Here is a 15170-nt window from a genome sequence, read left to right as displayed (position 1 = left end):
GACTCACTCCGCGAGCCGGGCCAGCTCCTCGTCGACGACGGCCGGGTCGAGCTTGGTGAACACCGGGGTCGGTGGCTGGATCGGGGTGCCCGCCACGAGGGGGGTACGACGCCACGCGCGCGCCGCGGCGTACTCGCCGGTGATGATCGGGTAGCCCGGTCCGCCGTCGAGGTCGTCGACCTCCTGGATGCGCGGCAGCGGCTGCACGTCACCCGCGCCGCCCAGCGTCCGGTCGACGGCGTTCGCCGAGAAGGGCAGGAACGGCGAGAGCACCGTGTTGAGGTCGCTGACGCACTGCGCGGTGACCGCGAGAATCGTGCCGAGCCGCTCCCGGTCGGCCGGCTCCTTGAGCTTCCACGGCTCGGAGTCGGAGACGTACTTGTTGACCTCTCCGACCGTGCGCATCGCCTCGGTGATCGCCTGGCGCATGCGGTTGCGGCCGATGAGGTCGCCGACCGTGCCGAACGCGGCCTCGGTGGCGGCGAGCACGGCCTCGTCGTCGCCCGTGAGCGCCCCGGTGGCCGGGATCTCGCCGAAGTTCCGCGAGATCAAGGTGGCGGTGCGGTTGACGAGGTTGCCCCAGCCGGCGACCAGCTCGGAGTTGGTGCGCTGCACGAACTCCGCCCAGGTGAAGTCGGCGTCCTGGCTCTCCGGGCCGGCCGCCGCCACGAAGTAGCGGAAGGCGTCGGCCTGGTAGCGCTCGAGGAGGTCGCGAACGTAGATCACGACCTTCTTCGACGACGAGAACTTCCGGCCCTCCATCGTGAGGAACTCCGAGCTCACCACCTCGCTCGGCAGGTTGAGCGTGCCGAGCACGTGCGGGGTGCCGCCCTTGCTGCCCCTGCCGTTGTAGGCCAGCAGCTCGGCCGGCCAGATCTGGCTGTGGAAGGTGATGTTGTCCTTGCCCATGAAGTAGTAGGACAACGCCTCGGGGTCGTTCCACCACTCGCGCCAGGCGTCGGGGTCGCCGCTGCGGCGCGCCCACTCGATCGACGCCGAGAGGTAGCCGATGACGGCGTCGAACCAGACGTAGAGCCGTTTCGTCGGGTTGTCGCGCCAGCCGTCCAGGGGCACCGAGATGCCCCAGTCGATGTCGCGCGTCATCGCCCGCGGCCGGATCTCCTTGAGGATGTTCTGGCTGAACTTGATGACGTTGGGCCGCCAGGTGCCGGTCGCCTCGCGCTCGTCGAGCCACTCCCCCAGCGCCTCGGCCAGCGCCGGCAGGTCGAGGAAGAAGTGCTGGGTCTCCACGAACTCCGGCGTCTCGCCGTTGATGCGTGAGACGGGGTTCTTCAGGTCCTGCGGGTCGAGCTGGTTGCCGCAGTTGTCGCACTGGTCGCCGCGAGCGCCGTCGTACCCGCAGATCGGGCAGGTGCCCTCGATGTAGCGATCGGGCAGGGTGCGACCCGTCGAGGGCGAGACCGCGCCGTACGTCGTCTGCTCGAGGAAGTAGCCGTTCTCGTAGACGCCGGTGAACATCGCCTGCACGACCGCGTGGTGGTTGCGCGTGGTGGTGCGGGTGTAGAGGTCGTAGCTGCACCCGAGCCCGACCAGGTCCTCGACGATCAGCCGGTGGTTGCGGTCGGCGAGCTCCTGCGGCGGCACCCCCGCCTCGTCGGCGGCGATCAGGATCGGGGTGCCGTGCTCGTCGGTGCCCGAGACCATGAGCACGTCGTGGCCGGCCATCCGCATGTAGCGGCTGAAGACGTCGGAGGGCACGCCGAAGCCGGCCACGTGGCCGATGTGGCGCGGGCCGTTGGCGTACGGCCAGGCGACGGCTGACAAGACCTTGCTCATGCGGGGGATCCTATGGCGACGGGGCCACCCGCTCGTTGCCTAGGGTGGCGCCATGAGCACTCTCATCGCCGAGGACCTCCTGCTGCTCCTGCTCGACGACGACAAGGGCAGCATGACGGCCGGCTCCCACGCCCAGACGATCCTGGGCGGTGGCCTGCTCATCGAGCTCGCCCTCGCCGACGCCGTCGAGGTCGGTGACAAGGAGGGGTTCTGGCACAGCGCGAAGGTGCGGGTGCGACCCGGTGCCACCCTCAGCGACCCGGTGCTGGCCGACGCCCTCAGCCTGGTCGCGGAGAAGGAGCGTTCCGCCCAGGAGGCCGTCAACCGGCTCGGCAAGGGTGTCAAGGAGGCGCTGCTCATGCGCCTCGAGCAGCGCGGGATCCTCGAGCGCCGCGAGGGGCGGATCCTGGGCCTGTTCCCGCACACGACCTGGCCGAGCGCCGACTCGACGCACGAGCAGGCCGTCCGCCGCGCGATCGAGGCCTCTCTTCTCCAGGGCGTGACGCCCGACGAGCGCACCGGCGCGCTGATCGCCCTGCTGCACGCCATCGGGCAGGCGCACAGGATCATCGACCGCCGGGGCATGCCGGCCGGCGAGGTGAAGGCGCGCGCAAAGCAGATCTCGGAGGGGGCCTGGGCGGCGAAGGCCGTCAAGGACGCCATCGCCGCGTCGGTCGCCGCCACCAGCGCAGCCGTCACCGCCGCCACGTCGGCGGCGGTGATCAGCTCGTGAGCCGGCTCAGCCGGCGGCACAGCCAGGCGTTTCGCGCGCTGGTTGAGGTGTGAGGAGCGCCAGCGACGAGCCTCGAAGCCGAGCGCCTCAGCTGAAGTCGAGGTCGCCCGTGCGCGAGCGCTTGAGCTCGTAGAAGTAGGGCACCTTGGCCACGGCCACGCAGCCGTCCCAGAGCTGGCCGGCCTCCTCGCCGCGCGGGATCTTGCTCAGCACCGGGCCGAAGAAGGCAGCTCCCTCGATCGCGATCGTCGGGGTGCCCACGTCGTCACCGACCTGGTCCATGCCCTCGTGGTGCGACTTGGCCACGGCGTCGTCGTACGACGGGTCGTCCATCGCGTCGACGAGCTCGGGCTCCAGGCCGGCCTCGGCCAGCGCGCCCGCGATCATGTCGCGGTCGAGCGATTCGCCGCCCTTGTGGATGCGGTTGCCCATGGCGGTGTAGAGCGGGAGCAGCACCTCCCGACCGTGCTTCTGCTCGGCGGCGATGCAGACCCGCACCGGGCCCCAGGCGGGCTTCAGCATCTCGCGGTACTCGTCGGGGATGTCCTTGTCGCGGTTGAGGTAGGCGAGGCTCATCACGTGCCAGGTCACGGAGATGTCGCGGACCTGCTCGACCTCGAGGATCCACCGCGAGGAGATCCAGGCGAACGGGCACAGCGGGTCGAACCAGAAGTCGGCATTCGTCATGGTTCCAAGTGAACCACCAGGCCCACAGACCGCTGTCGGCGGAACGGAACCGGGCCGGTCGGCGGTGTCGTGCGACACGTCAGGACCCCCGACATTTCACTCGCGACCGATTCGCTGTCCCTGATGACAGATGAGAGGATGCGCCGCATGGCAGGCACGAATCTCCACCGCGACGAGGCCGCTGCTCGGGCTGAGCTCCTCGAGGTCGAGTCCTACACGATCGATCTGGACCTGACGACGAGTGAGACGACGTTCTCGTCGGCCACGACGATCCGGTTCACCGCTGGCGGAGCCGGATCGTCGACGTTCGTCGACCTGGTCGGCGCGAGGGTCCACGAGATCACCCTCAACGGACGGTCGCTGGACCCGGACACGGTCTACGCCGACAGCCGCATCCAGCTCGACGACCTGGCCCGCGACAACACGCTGGTGGTCCGGGCCGACTGCCCCTACAGCCGCACCGGCGAGGGACTGCACCGCTTCGTCGACCCAGCGGACCAGCGGGTCTACCTCTACAGCCAGTTCGAGGTCCCCGACGCGCGCCGCGTCTACGCCACGTTCGAGCAGCCCGACCTGAAGTCCTGCTTCACGTTCAACGTCACCGCCCCGGCGCACTGGAAGGTCGTCTCCAACGCACCGACGCCCGAGCCGGTCCCGCTCCCCGACGGCAACGCCGTGTGGAACTTCCCACCCACGGAGCGGATGTCGACCTACATCACCGCCCTCGTCGCCGGTGAGTACCACGAGGTCCTCGACACCTATTCCGGCAAGTTCGGGGACATCGCCCTCGGCCACTACTGCCGCCAGTCGCTCAAGCAGCACCTCGACATCGACGAGCTGCTCGAGGTCACCCGGCTGGGCTTCGACTACTTCGAGACGGCCTTCGACTTCCCCTACCCGTTCGGCAAGTACGACCAGCTCTACGTTCCCGAATACAACATGGGAGCGATGGAGAACGCCGGTTGCGTGACGTTCCGCGACGAGTACCTCCCCCGCTCCCGCCAGGTCCACGCCTTCTACGAGCAGCGCGCCAACACGATCCTGCACGAGATGGCCCACATGTGGTTCGGCGACCTCGTGACCATGAAGTGGTGGGACGACCTCTGGCTCAACGAGTCGTTCGCCGAGTGGGCCTCCCACCACGCCATGGCCGTCGGTTCCAAGTACGCCGAGGCCTGGACCGGCTTCACCAACGCCCGCAAGAACTGGGCCTACCGCCAGGACCAGCTGCCCTCGACGCACCCGATCGCCGCCGACAACTACGACCTCGAGGCGGTCGAGGTCAACTTCGACGGCATCACCTACGCCAAGGGCGCCTCCACCCTCAAGCAGCTCGTCGCCTGGGTGGGCCTGGACCCCTTCATGGAGGGCCTGCGCGCCTACTTCAAGGCACACGCCTTCGGGAACTCCGAGTTCTCCGACCTGCTGACGTCGCTCGAGCAGGCCTCCGGCCGCGAGCTCGACTCCTGGGCCAAGGAGTGGCTGCAGACCTCCGGGGTCAACACGCTGGCCCCGGTGTTCGAGGTCGACGACCAGGGCGCCTTCACGGCCTTCAAGGTCGCCCAGTGCGCGGCGCCGGAGTTCCCCACCATCCGCCGCCACCGCATCGGCATCGGCCTGTACGACGTCGTCGAGGGCTCCCTTGCCCTGCGCCACCGGGTGGAGGTCGACGTGGAGGGCGAGTCGACCGAGGTCCCCGAGCTCGTCGGTCATGCCCAGCCCGACCTTGTGCTCCTCAACGACGGCGACCTCACCTACGCCAAGATCCGCCTCGACGAGCGATCGCTCGCGACCGCGGTCGCCTACATCGACAAGGTCGAGGACTCGTTGGCCCGTGCCCTGCTCTGGGGCGCCACCTGGGACATGACGCGCGATGCCGAGACGCGCGCCACCGACTTCGTCGCTCTCGTGCTGCGGGGCATCGGCACCGAGACGGACCTCACCGCCGTCAGCCGGCTGCCGGTCTACGCCCGGACCGCTGTGCACTACTACGCGGCACCCGAGCACCGCGACCAGCTCAGGGCCACCTGGGAGCAAGGCTTGCGCGGCCTGCTCGAGCGCGCTCAGCCGGGCTCCGACCACCAGCTGGCCTTCGTCCGGGCCTACGCGTCGGCCGCCCACTCCGAGGACGCGGTCGACTTCATCGAAGGCCTGTTCGACGGCTCGGTCGTGGTGCCGGGCCTGGAGGTCGACGCCGACCTGCGCTGGACCCTCCTCACCAGCCTGTCGGCCAACGGCCGCGCCGACGCCGACCGGATCCAGGACGAGCTGACCCGCGACACCACGATCTCCGGCCAGGAGCACGCGGCGATGGCGCTGACCGTCCGGCCGACCCCGGAGGCCAAGGCGCAGGCCTGGCACGACGCGATCGAGCGTGACGACGTGCCCAACGAGACGCAGCGCCAGATCGCCGCCGCCTTCCCGGTCGCCAGCCAGGCCCACCTGCTCGAGCCCTACCTCGAGAAGTACCTCGCGATCGCCGACACGATCTGGGAGGAGAAGGGCGTGCAGCGGGCGTCCACGGCACTGGAGCTGATGTTCCCGATGCCCCTGATCTCCCCGGAGACCCTGGCCAGGATCGACGAGTGGCTGGAGAGCTCCTCGGCCAACCCGGCGGCCAAGCGCTACGTCAGGGAGGGCCGGGCCGACATGGCACGTGCCCTGGTCGCGCGGGCGAAGGATGCCGGCTGAGGCTCAGGCCTCCGCGTGCAGGGTCTGCTGGGGGACGGCGTGCTCGGCGAGCATCGCGATGCCGCGCTTGAGCCCACCGACCTCGTCACCCTCCGCGAACGCGGACTGCATGGCCAGGACCGCGAGCTCGACCTCGCGGTCGGGGAGGTGCCGGCGTACGTCGGCTCCGGTGACGACCTCCAGGGCGCGCACCGTCGGGTCGACCAGGATCAGCACGCTGTGCGAGGGAGCCACCAGCGCCGCGTGCAGCGCCCGAGCGTATCCAGCGGGGTCTCCCTGGGCGATGCCGCGGAAGACTGAGAACTCGAAGCGGCAGGTCTGCTCCGCCGAGCGGATCGCCCTGTCGATCTCGGCGCGCTGACGCGCGGTCAGCTCACCAGCTGCCACTGGCCCCACCGGTCTCCGTCTCGCGGGGCCTGTCGCCGGCCGCGTCGTGTGTGGGGCCGGTCAGCTCGGCGGTCCCGGGCCGGGGGCCACCGAACCACTCGTCGTCGATGGGTGCGGCTCCGGGTGCGAGCCGCTCGCCCCGGGCGAGCGCCGGCACGTAGACCGCGAGCACGATCAGCAGGAACAGGACCAGCGGCACCCCGCCCAGGAGCAGCAGCGCGTGCAGCGGTGAGACGGGTTCCACCTCGGACCATCCCTCGGGCACGTCGGCGACGGCCGGCTGAGCGGTCAGCGCGACCGCGGCGAGACCGCCGACGAGTACGCAGGCGCGGCGGACGGTCCGGCGGGTGGGAGAGGTGTGCATGGTCACGGGGAGAGGATATCGGCTCCTGTGCCCGGACCTGGCACCTGACCGGGTCGACTCGGTCACCTGTCTCGTGGTCGCCATACTGGGCGCCATGTCCGTGCTGTTCCAGTCCGTGTCCCATTCGCCTCCCCAGTTGGTCCCACAGTCAGGGCACCTGCCCACGTCTCTGCTCCCCTCCGGCGACTGCCAGAGCGGGGAGATCGTCTGCGGATGGGTGCGCCAGGCGACCGGCAGCGAGCAGGCCGCCGACACCGCCGACATCCTGATCGGGGCTCCACTGGCCATCCTCGGCCTGATCCTGCTCGGACTGTTCGTGCGCTGGCTGCTGCACCGCCTGGTCGACCGGGTGGTCCGGCGGGCGGAGGAGGGCATGGTGCCCGACCGGCTCTCGCGGGTGGTCGGCGGTCGCGCCCGGCTGGGGCGGAGCAACGAGCGGTCGCACGACCTGGTGACCTCCACCCGGCGCGTGCAGCGCTCCAAGACCATGGGCAGCCTGCTGAACAGCATCATCAGCGGCGTCGTCTTCGCGGTGTTCGGCACGATGGTGCTCAGCGAGCTGAACGTCGACATCGCGCCGATCATCGCCAGCGCCGGCATCCTCGGTGTCGCCTTCGGCTTCGGTGCCCAGAGCCTGGTCAAGGACTTCCTGTCGGGCATCTTCATGATCGTCGAGGACCAGTACGGCGTCGGCGACGTCGTCGACCTGGGCGAGGCCAACGGCACCGTCGAGGCGGTGAGCCTGCGGGTGACGCGGCTGCGCGACGTGAACGGCACTGTCTGGTACGTCCGGAACGGCGAGATCGTCCGGGTCGGCAACATGAGCCAGAACTGGGCGCGCACGGTGCTCGACGTGGCCGTCGGATACGGCGAGGACCTCACCAAGGTGCGTCAGGTGCTCAAGGAGGTCGCTCACGACCTCTGGGACGACGAGGAGTTCCGCGGGCTGATCATCGAGGAGCCCGAGGTGTGGGGGGTTGAGTCGATGACAGCCGACTCGGTCAACGTGCGAGTCACGCTGAAGACCGCGCCCATGGAGCAGTGGGCCGTCGCCCGCGCCATGCGCGAGCGGATCAAGGCCAGGTTCGACCACGAGGGCATCGAGATGCCGCACCGACTCGTCTCGCGCCTCGACATGCCGCTCAACCCGGTCGCGGCGGACCCGGTGCCCCCGGCCGACGAGAAGCAGTGACCGGCGACCGGGCACAATGGAGGCACCATGTCCTCCTCCCCTGAGCCAGCCGCCAGCTTCTACGACGAGATCGGCGGCGAACCCACCTTCCGGACGATCGTCGACACGTTCTACGCCGGGGTCGCCGAGGACGACGTGCTGCGTCCCCTCTACCCCGAAGCGGACCTGGGACCGGCCAACGACCGCTTCCGCCTCTTCCTCATGCAGTACTGGGGCGGGCCGACGGTCTACTCAGAGACGCGGGGCCACCCGCGGCTCCGCATGCGACACGCGCCCTTCGCCGTGACGCCCCTGGCCAGGGACCGCTGGCTGCTGCACTTCCGCGCCGGCCTCGACGCCGCGGCCCTCACGCCCGAGCAGGACTCGAGGTTCTGGGACTACGTCACGCACGCCGCGCAGTTCATGGTCAACTCGCTCGAGTGAGCAGGGCGCGGTACTCCTCGGACGGCTCGACCGACCGCTGAGCCCGAGGGTCGAACCACACCAGGACCATGCGTGCCCGCGAGAGCAGGGACTCGCCGTCACGGATCTCCGACTCGACGGTGAACGACCGGCTGCCGACGTGGGAGACGTGCGACCACACGTCGTACGCCTGCTCCCGGAAGAGGATCGGCATGCGGTAGTCGACGTCGGTCTGCGCCACGACGACCGCCGGGCGCCCGTCGGGGTCGGGCAGCCCGCCGGTGAGCTCGGACATCAGCCGGAAGCGGGACTCCTGGAAGTACTCGAAGTACTTCACGTTGTTGACGTGACCGTAGACGTCGACGTCGGAGAAGCGCACGTGCAGCGGATAGTGCCGGCGGGTCTCCTCGGGAGGCGAGGCGACGCGGATGCGCTGTCGCTTCTCGGTCGGCTCCAGGAAGCGCGACAGGATCTCGCCTTCTGACTCACTGAGCCGACGGGGACGCTCGGTCGCGAAGACGTAGGGCGTCAGCACCGTGGTGGCCCGCACATAGGTCGTACGCCGGCCGTCGTCGTCCTGGTCGAAGACCTCGTAGCCGACGGTGAACGAGGCGGCCCGGATCTCGGTGACCCAGCACTCGATGCGGATGGGGCGGAAGCGGAACGTCAGTGGAGCGAGGTAGGTGACCTCGTGCCGCACCACGACGACGCCCTCCGCGAGCTGGGTGCCCTCCGGGCGGCTCGCGGGCACGTGGGTGCGGATCATGTCGACCCGCGCCTCCTGGAGGTAGTCGACGTAGACGACGTTGTTGACGTGGCCGAGCTGGTCCAGATCGGCCCACCGCATCGGGCACTCGTAGACATGACGCACGCCACGATGTTGCCAGACGCCGGTGCCCGGCCGGTCGGCAGTGGTGGCCTTCCAGCCGAGGGGCCCGCCTCACTCCCACCGACGCTGTCGGGGACCGTCTAGGGTGACGAGGGCAGTCATCGCCCCCCAGATCGGAGTTGCCATGACCGAGGCAGTCATCGTTTCCGCGGCCCGCACGCCGATCGGCCGCGCGAACAAGGGGTCCCTCCGGGACCTGCGTCCCGACGACCTCAGTGCGTTCATCGTGAAGACGGCACTGGACAAGGTGGAGGGCCTCGACCCGCACACGGTCGACGACCTCTACCTCGGCTGCGGACTGCCCGGCGGTGAGGCCGGCAACAACATGGGCCGGGTCGTCAACGTCCTCAACGGCATGGACGACGTGCCCGCCGCGACCATCACCCGCTACTGCGCCTCGTCGGTGCAGACCACGCGGATGGCCTTCCACGCGATCAAGGCCGGCGAGGGGGACGTGTTCGTCTCCGCCGGCGTGGAGACGGTGTCGAGGTTCGCCAAGGGCACCCCCGACCACTGGCCCGACACGCACAACACGCGCTTCGAGGAGGCCGAGGAGCGCACCACGAAGACCGCCGCAGGCGGGGTCGACTGGCACGACCCCCGGGACGACGGGACGCCGCCGGACGTCTACATCGCCATGGGCCAGACCGCCGAGAACGTGGCCCGGATGCGCGGCCTGTCGCGCAAGGAGCTCGACGAGTTCGGCGTGCGCTCGCAGAACCTCGCCGAGAAGGCGATCAACGACGGATTCTGGGCGCGCGAGATCACCCCGGTCACGACTCCCGACGGCACGGTCGTCAGCACCGACGACGGCCCGCGCGCGGGGGTCACCTACGACGCCGTCTCGCAGCTGCAGCCGGTCTTCCGTCCCGACGGTGTGGTGACCGCGGGCAACTGCTGCGCCCTCAACGACGGCGCGGCAGCGGTCGTGATCATGTCCGACAGCAGGGCCGCCGAGCTCGGGGTCACTCCCCTGGCCCGCATCGTGTCGACCGGCGTCTCGGCGCTGTCCCCCGAGATCATGGGGCTCGGACCGGTCGAGGCGACCAGGCGTGCGCTGGCCAACGCCAAGATGAGCATCGGTGACATCGACCTCGTGGAGATCAACGAGGCCTTCGCGGCGCAGGTCGTGCCGTCGTACCAGGACCTCGGCATCGACCTCGACCGCCTCAACGTCAATGGCGGCGCGATCGCGGTCGGGCACCCGTTCGGCATGACCGGCGCGCGGTTGCAGAACACCATGCTCAACAGCCTGGACTGGCACGACAAGACAACCGGCCTGATCACGATGTGCGTCGGGGGCGGTCAGGGCATGGCCCTGATCCTCGAGCGTCTCTGAGGAGTGGTCGAGATGTCGGACGCACCATCGGGCGCCGAGCCTGGCGAGACCCGCTGGCTCGACGAGGCCCAACAGCGGACGTGGCGGGCGTGGATACTGGGCAACACCCTGCTGGTGGGGCGGCTCGACGACGACTTGCGCCGCAGCCACAACCTGTCGCTCGTGGAGTACGAGATCCTCGTTCGGCTCTCGGAGCGACCGGGCCGGCAGATGCGGATGGCACATCTCGCCGACGCCCTGGCCCACAGCCGCAGCCGGGTGACGCACACCATCGACCGGATGCAGAAGGCGGGGTACGTCGTCCGGGAGCAGTCGCCGGACGACGGTCGCGGCATCGTCGCCACGATGACCGACAGCGGCTTCGCCCTGCTCGAGACGGCGGCGCACACCCACGTCGCCGGCGTGCGGGAGCACCTCGTCGACCTCGCCGCTCCCGAGGACTTCGAGGCCATCGGGCGCGTGCTGAACGCCGTCGCCGACCATCTCATCGCCGCCCACCCGGAGATGGAGCTCAGGTGGTTACGCCAGTCCGCGCCGTCCACGGGTAGCGGTGCCTGAGCCACAGTCTCACCCGCCACGAACGTGGGTAGCGCACCGCCACGTGCGCGCAGGCCTCAGAGGTCGCGGTGCACCGCCGGAGCAGCGACCGCCTCTAGTCGCGCGTCAGGCGGCGGTGCGTGACACGGTGCGGGCGGGCGGCCTCGGCGCCGAGGCGCTCGATCTTGTTCTCCTCGTACGCCGCGTAGTTGCCCTCGAACCAGAACCACCGGGCGGGATCCTCGTCATCGCCCTCCCAGGCGAGGATGTGGGTCGCGACCCGGTCGAGGAACCACCGGTCGTGAGAGGTGACCACGGCACAGCCCGGGAAGTCGAGCAGCGCGTCCTCGAGGGACGACAGCGTCTCGACGTCGAGGTCGTTGGTGGGCTCGTCGAGCAGCAGCAGGTTGCCGCCCATCTTCAGCGTCAGCGCGAGGTTGAGACGGTTGCGCTCACCTCCCGACAGGACACCGGACTTCTTCTGCTGGTCCGGGCCCTTGAAGCCGAACGAGGCGACGTACGCGCGTGAGTTCATCTCGAAGTTGGCGACCTTGATGAAGTCCAGCCCGTCGGAGACGACCTCCCAGACGTTCTTCTGCGGGTCGATGCCCCCGCGGCTCTGATCGACGTAGGAGATCTTCACGGTCTGGCCGACCTTGAGCTCGCCCTCGTCGGGCTTCTCCTGGCCGGTGATCATCCGGAAGAGCGTGGTCTTGCCCACGCCGTTGGGGCCGATGACCCCGACGATGCCGGCACGCGGCAGCTTGAAGTCGAGGTCGTGGATGAGGGTGCGGCCCTCGAAGCCCTTGTCGAGGTCGTCGGCCTCGAGCACGATGTCGCCGAGCCGCGGGCCCGCCGGGATGTTGATCTCGGAGGTGTCGATCTTGCGCATCCGGTCGGCCTCTGCCGCCATCTCCTCGTAGCGCGCCAGCCGCGACTTGCTCTTGGTCTGCCGGGCCTTCGCGTTGGAGCGCACCCACTCGAGCTCGCGCTCGAGCATCTTGGCGCGCTTGGCGTCCTTCTGGCCCTCGATCTTGAGCCGGCTCTGCTTGGTCTCGAGGTAGGTGGAGTAGTTGCCCTGGTAGCCGTGCACCTGGCCGCGGTCGACCTCGGCGATCCACTCGGCGACGTTGTCGAGGAAGTACCGGTCGTGGGTGACGGCGAGTACGGCGCCCGGGTAGCTCTTGAGGTGACCCTCGAGCCACTGCACCGACTCGGCGTCGAGGTGGTTGGTGGGCTCGTCGAGGAGCAGCAGGTCAGGCTGCTGCAGCAGCAGCTTGCACAGGGCCACGCGGCGGCGCTCACCGCCGGACAGGTTGTCGACGAGCACCTCGGGCGGCGGGCAGCGCAGCGCGTCCATGGCCTGGTCGAGGCGACTGTCGAGGTCCCACGCGTTGGCGTGGTCGAGGTCGGTCTGCAGGTCGCCCATCTCGGCGAGAAGCGTGTCGAAGTCGGCGTCGGGGTCGGCCATCAGCTCGGAGATCTCGTTGTAGCGGTCGAGCTTGCCCTTGATCTCGCCGACCGCCTCCTCGACGTTCTCCAGGACCGTCTTGCCCTCGCTGAGGGGAGGCTCCTGCTGCAGCATCCCGACGGTGGCGTCGGGGTCCAGGATCGCGTCGCCGTTGTTGGCGTGGTCGAGCCCCGCCATGATCTTCAGCATCGAGGACTTGCCGGCTCCGTTGGGGCCGACGACCCCGATCTTGGCGCCGTGCAGGAAGGAGAGGGTGACGTTGTCGAGGACGACCTTGTCTCCATGGGCTTTGCGCACATTGCGCAAGGTGAATACGTACTCAGCCATGACCGAAACCCTACCCGCGCGGGGGCTCCCGACTCGCATCGCTCGGACCGCTCACAGCGCGACGACCTCGACCCGGCCCGCAGCCAGGCGCCACTCGTGGGTGAGCCCGACCGCCTCCCGGAAGCGCTCGTCGTGGCTCACGACGAGCAGCGTGCCGTCGTAGGCCGCGACCGCCGCCTCCAGCTGCTCGATGCCTGCCACGTCGAGGTGGTTGGTGGGCTCGTCGAGCACGAGGGTGTTGACCTGGCGCGCCTGGAACACGGCCATCAGGGCACGGGTGCGCTCCCCCATGCTGAGGCTGGCCGCCGGCCGGTCGACGTGCTCGGCACCCAGGCCGAACTTGGCCAGCAGGGTGCGCACGTCGCTCGGGTCGGTGTCGCCGAGCTCGCGCCGGACCACCTCGACGACCCGTTCGGCGGAGTCGAGCGGCCGGCGCTCCTGGTCGAGCACGCCGACCGTGACCCTCGCCCCCAGTGACCGCCGGCCATCGTCGAGCGGCACCTCCCCCAGCATCGCCGCCAGGAGGGTGGACTTGCCGCTGCCGTTGTCGCCCATCAGGGCCACCCGGTCGCCGCGACCGACGGCGAGGGAGACCGGACCGAGCGTGAACGCGCCACGACGTACGACGGCGTCGGCGAGGGTGGCCACCACGTCGGTCGACGGCGGGCCGGCAGCCAGCGAGTACCTCAGCTGCCACTCCTTGCGGGGCTGCTCGACCACATCGAGGCGCTCGGCCGCGAGCCGCAGCCGACCGGCCTTCGCGCCCTGACGGTCGGCGCGCGCCTGGTCGCGCTCGCGCAGGTGCTTGTCGGGCTCGTCGCCCCGCTTGACGGCGAGCGTGCCCTTCTCGGCCCAGGCGCGGCGCTGCTGCGACTGCGCGGCCAGGGAGTCGCGCGCGTCGGCGTACCGCTCGTACGCCGACCTGGCCTGCGCACGTGCCAGCTCCCTCGCGGCGACGTAGTCGGACCAGCCGCCCGGATGGTGGGCGATCGACTGCTGGTGGAGGTCGAGCTCGACCACCGACGTGACCACGCGGTCGAGGAACGCTCGGTCGTGGCTGGCGATCAGCACCGGGCCGGCGTGCGAGGTCACGAAGCCGGCCATCAGGTCGAGGCCCCGGCTGTCGAGGTTGTTGGTGGGCTCGTCGAGCAGCAGCACGTCGTACTGGCTGAGCAGCACCGCGACCAGGCAGGCGCGGGCGACCTGGCCGCCGGACAGCGTACCCAGCGGGCGGCCGGCCTCGACGTCGAGGCCGACCCTGCTCGCGGCCGCGGGCAGCCGGTCGACCAGGTCGGCGGCGCCCAGGGCGAGCCAGCGCTCGAGCGCATCGGCATACGCGTCGTCGGCGCCCTCGACGCCCTCGCCCAGAGCAGAGGCGGTCGCCTCGAGGCGCTCGTCGGCCGCGGCAACCCCTGTGCGCCTGCGGACGTAGTCGAGCAGCGACTCCTCGCGATCGGGCACCACCTGTGGCAGCCACGCCATCGTCGCGTCGGCGGGCGCCACCCTGACGATGCCCGAGTCGGCGGGCAGATCGCCGGTGATGACCCGCATCAGCGTGGACTTGCCGGAGCCGTTGACACCGACGACGGCCGTGACGTCGCCGGGAGCCAGCACCAGGTCGAGGCCGGCGAAGAGGGTCCGCCCGCCGAAGGCGACCCCGAGGTCGTGCAGGGTCACGGTGGCGGCGGAGTGTGAAGTGGGAGTCGAAGACATGGGTGTCCTGGGCAGTCGGACGGACCGCTCGCGGCGGCTGGTCGGCTCAGGAGGTCTTCACGGCCTTCACGGTACGCGGCCGACGAGCACGAGCCAACCGAATAACGATGAGCCCCCTCGGCCACCCGCCGCATCCCCCGGTCACCGCCGCGCGGCCCCCGCTGAACCTCGAGCAGGTGCGCGAGATCGCCGAGAGTCCCACGCGGCAGCACTGGACTCCCCCGGGCGCGGACTGACCCACCTCACGCGGCCGCCTCCGGGCGCGCCTCCTGGACGTTCTCGGGGCTGGCCGGCCGGCTGAACTCGGCCCGCCCCCGGGACAGGTCGTGGCCGATCGCGGTGGCGAGCACGACGTGACGCGTCGCAGTAGACCCGTCGGCGCGTTCCCAGGTCTCGGCGACCAGCCGGCCGGAGACCAGCACGGGCTGGCCGCGGTGGACACTGGCGGCGACGTTCTCCGCGAGGGTGCGCCAGGCCTTCACGGAGTACCAGACGGTCTCCTGGTCCTCCCACGTGCCGTCCTTGAGCCGGCGAGGCGTGCTGCCGACGCGCAGGTTGGCGAAGGAGGTGCCCGTCGCGGTGCGGCCCAGCTCGACGTTGCCGCCGACCCAGCCGGAGAAGGTGATCATCGTGTCGTTCAT

15 protein-coding genes are annotated in these 15170 nt (G+C 70.1%); 7 read left to right on the top strand and 8 right to left on the bottom strand.

Annotation, left to right across the window (positions count from 1 at the left end):
* Positions 1-3: 3 nt before the first annotated feature.
* Complete coding sequence (gene metG, locus ACP7BP_RS07050; RefSeq protein ID WP_426243858.1) at positions 4-1797, bottom strand: methionine--tRNA ligase; 1794 nt, start codon at positions 1795-1797, stop codon at positions 4-6.
* Positions 1798-1849: 52 nt separating this feature from the next.
* Here metG and ACP7BP_RS07045 point away from each other — a divergent pair, with 52 nt between their 5' ends.
* Complete coding sequence (locus ACP7BP_RS07045) at positions 1850-2530, top strand: GOLPH3/VPS74 family protein (RefSeq protein WP_426243856.1); 681 nt, start codon at positions 1850-1852, stop codon at positions 2528-2530.
* Between the two features lie 87 nt (positions 2531-2617).
* Here the strand turns inward: ACP7BP_RS07045 and ACP7BP_RS07040 are convergent, their stop codons facing one another.
* A complete protein-coding gene (locus ACP7BP_RS07040) occupies positions 2618-3217 on the bottom strand; it encodes a DsbA family protein (RefSeq protein WP_426243854.1) in 600 nt (199 codons plus the stop codon).
* A gap of 147 nt (positions 3218-3364) precedes the next feature.
* Here ACP7BP_RS07040 and pepN point away from each other — a divergent pair, with 147 nt between their 5' ends.
* Positions 3365-5908 carry an aminopeptidase N gene (pepN, locus tag ACP7BP_RS07035; RefSeq protein ID WP_426243852.1) on the top strand — a complete coding sequence of 848 codons (2544 nt, stop codon included), beginning with the start codon at positions 3365-3367 and terminating at the stop codon, positions 5906-5908.
* A gap of 3 nt (positions 5909-5911) precedes the next feature.
* On the opposite strand, the gene ACP7BP_RS07030 is transcribed toward pepN, so the two are convergent.
* Positions 5912-6295 (bottom strand): DUF5130 family protein, encoded by a 384-nt coding sequence (locus ACP7BP_RS07030; protein WP_426243850.1) that lies wholly within the window; start codon positions 6293-6295, stop codon positions 5912-5914.
* Positions 6282-6665, bottom strand: a complete 384-nt coding sequence (locus ACP7BP_RS07025) for a hypothetical protein (RefSeq protein ID WP_426243848.1) — start codon at positions 6663-6665, stop codon at positions 6282-6284. Before ACP7BP_RS07025 ends, ACP7BP_RS07030 begins: the two co-directional genes overlap by 14 nt.
* 130 nt (positions 6666-6795) lie before the next feature.
* Between ACP7BP_RS07025 and ACP7BP_RS07020 the strand changes: the two genes are divergently transcribed.
* On the top strand, positions 6796-7851 hold the full coding sequence (locus tag ACP7BP_RS07020) for a mechanosensitive ion channel family protein (RefSeq protein WP_426243846.1): 1056 nt from the start codon (positions 6796-6798) through the stop codon (positions 7849-7851).
* Between the two features lie 27 nt (positions 7852-7878).
* Positions 7879-8274 carry a globin gene (locus tag ACP7BP_RS07015; protein ID WP_426243844.1) on the top strand — a complete coding sequence of 132 codons (396 nt, stop codon included), beginning with the start codon at positions 7879-7881 and terminating at the stop codon, positions 8272-8274.
* Here the strand turns inward: ACP7BP_RS07015 and ACP7BP_RS07010 are convergent.
* Positions 8258-9100, bottom strand: coding sequence for an acyl-CoA thioesterase (locus tag ACP7BP_RS07010; protein ID WP_426243842.1), 843 nt, complete (start codon positions 9098-9100; stop codon positions 8258-8260). The two genes, ACP7BP_RS07015 and ACP7BP_RS07010, sit on opposite strands and share 17 nt — an antisense overlap.
* A gap of 166 nt (positions 9101-9266) precedes the next feature.
* Here ACP7BP_RS07010 and ACP7BP_RS07005 point away from each other — a divergent pair, with 166 nt between their 5' ends.
* Positions 9267-10481: an acetyl-CoA C-acetyltransferase gene (locus ACP7BP_RS07005; RefSeq protein WP_426243840.1), complete on the top strand. Its 1215-nt coding sequence runs from the start codon at positions 9267-9269 to the stop codon at positions 10479-10481.
* Between the two features lie 12 nt (positions 10482-10493).
* Entirely contained in the window at positions 10494-11039 is a 546-nt protein-coding gene (locus tag ACP7BP_RS07000) for a MarR family winged helix-turn-helix transcriptional regulator (RefSeq protein WP_426243838.1), read from the top strand.
* A 94-nt stretch (positions 11040-11133) separates the two neighbouring features.
* Here ACP7BP_RS07000 and ettA read toward each other — a convergent pair whose 3' ends face one another.
* Both ettA and ACP7BP_RS06990 read right to left on the bottom strand, forming a co-directional pair.
* Positions 11134-12816 carry an energy-dependent translational throttle protein EttA gene (gene ettA / locus ACP7BP_RS06995; protein ID WP_426243836.1) on the bottom strand — a complete coding sequence of 561 codons (1683 nt, stop codon included), beginning with the start codon at positions 12814-12816 and terminating at the stop codon, positions 11134-11136.
* Positions 12817-12867: 51 nt separating this feature from the next.
* On the bottom strand, positions 12868-14493 hold the full coding sequence (locus ACP7BP_RS06990; RefSeq protein ID WP_426243834.1) for an ABC-F family ATP-binding cassette domain-containing protein: 1626 nt from the start codon (positions 14491-14493) through the stop codon (positions 12868-12870).
* 143 nt (positions 14494-14636) lie between these two features.
* On the opposite strand from ACP7BP_RS06990, the gene ACP7BP_RS06985 reads away from it, so the two are divergent.
* Positions 14637-14765 carry a hypothetical protein gene (locus tag ACP7BP_RS06985; RefSeq protein WP_426243832.1) on the top strand — a complete coding sequence of 43 codons (129 nt, stop codon included), beginning with the start codon at positions 14637-14639 and terminating at the stop codon, positions 14763-14765.
* A 6-nt stretch (positions 14766-14771) separates the two neighbouring features.
* Here ACP7BP_RS06985 and ACP7BP_RS06980 read toward each other — a convergent pair whose 3' ends face one another.
* Entirely contained in the window at positions 14772-15170 is a 399-nt protein-coding gene (locus ACP7BP_RS06980; RefSeq protein ID WP_426243830.1) for a single-stranded DNA-binding protein, read from the bottom strand.

This window comes from Nocardioides sp. LHG3406-4 (assembly GCF_049897745.1).
In the GTDB taxonomy this organism is placed as follows: domain Bacteria; phylum Actinomycetota; class Actinomycetes; order Propionibacteriales; family Nocardioidaceae; genus Nocardioides.
This window is presented reverse-complemented; position numbering and strand designations above follow the sequence as displayed.

Excerpts from the sequence above, each read along its gene's own strand:
- metG (WP_426243858.1), bottom strand. The coding sequence starts at position 1,797 with ATGAGCAAGGTCTTGTCAGCCGTCGCCTGGCCGTACGCCAACGGCCCG.
- ACP7BP_RS07040 (WP_426243854.1), bottom strand. The coding sequence starts at position 3,217 with ATGACGAATGCCGACTTCTGGTTCGACCCGCTGTGCCCGTTCGCCTGG.
- pepN (WP_426243852.1), top strand. The coding sequence starts at position 3,365 with ATGGCAGGCACGAATCTCCACCGCGACGAGGCCGCTGCTCGGGCTGAG.
- ACP7BP_RS07000 (WP_426243838.1), top strand. The coding sequence starts at position 10,494 with ATGTCGGACGCACCATCGGGCGCCGAGCCTGGCGAGACCCGCTGGCTC.
- ACP7BP_RS07015 (WP_426243844.1), top strand. The coding sequence starts at position 7,879 with ATGTCCTCCTCCCCTGAGCCAGCCGCCAGCTTCTACGACGAGATCGGC.
- ettA (WP_426243836.1), bottom strand. The coding sequence starts at position 12,816 with ATGGCTGAGTACGTATTCACCTTGCGCAATGTGCGCAAAGCCCATGGA.
- ACP7BP_RS07010 (WP_426243842.1), bottom strand. The coding sequence starts at position 9,100 with ATGCGGTGGGCCGATCTGGACCAGCTCGGCCACGTCAACAACGTCGTC.
- ACP7BP_RS06985 (WP_426243832.1), top strand. The coding sequence starts at position 14,637 with ATGAGCCCCCTCGGCCACCCGCCGCATCCCCCGGTCACCGCCGCGCGG.
- ACP7BP_RS06980 (WP_426243830.1), bottom strand. The coding sequence starts at position 15,170 with ATGAACGACACGATGATCACCTTCTCCGGCTGGGTCGGCGGCAACGTC.
- ACP7BP_RS07045 (WP_426243856.1), top strand. The coding sequence starts at position 1,850 with ATGAGCACTCTCATCGCCGAGGACCTCCTGCTGCTCCTGCTCGACGAC.
- ACP7BP_RS07005 (WP_426243840.1), top strand. The coding sequence starts at position 9,267 with ATGACCGAGGCAGTCATCGTTTCCGCGGCCCGCACGCCGATCGGCCGC.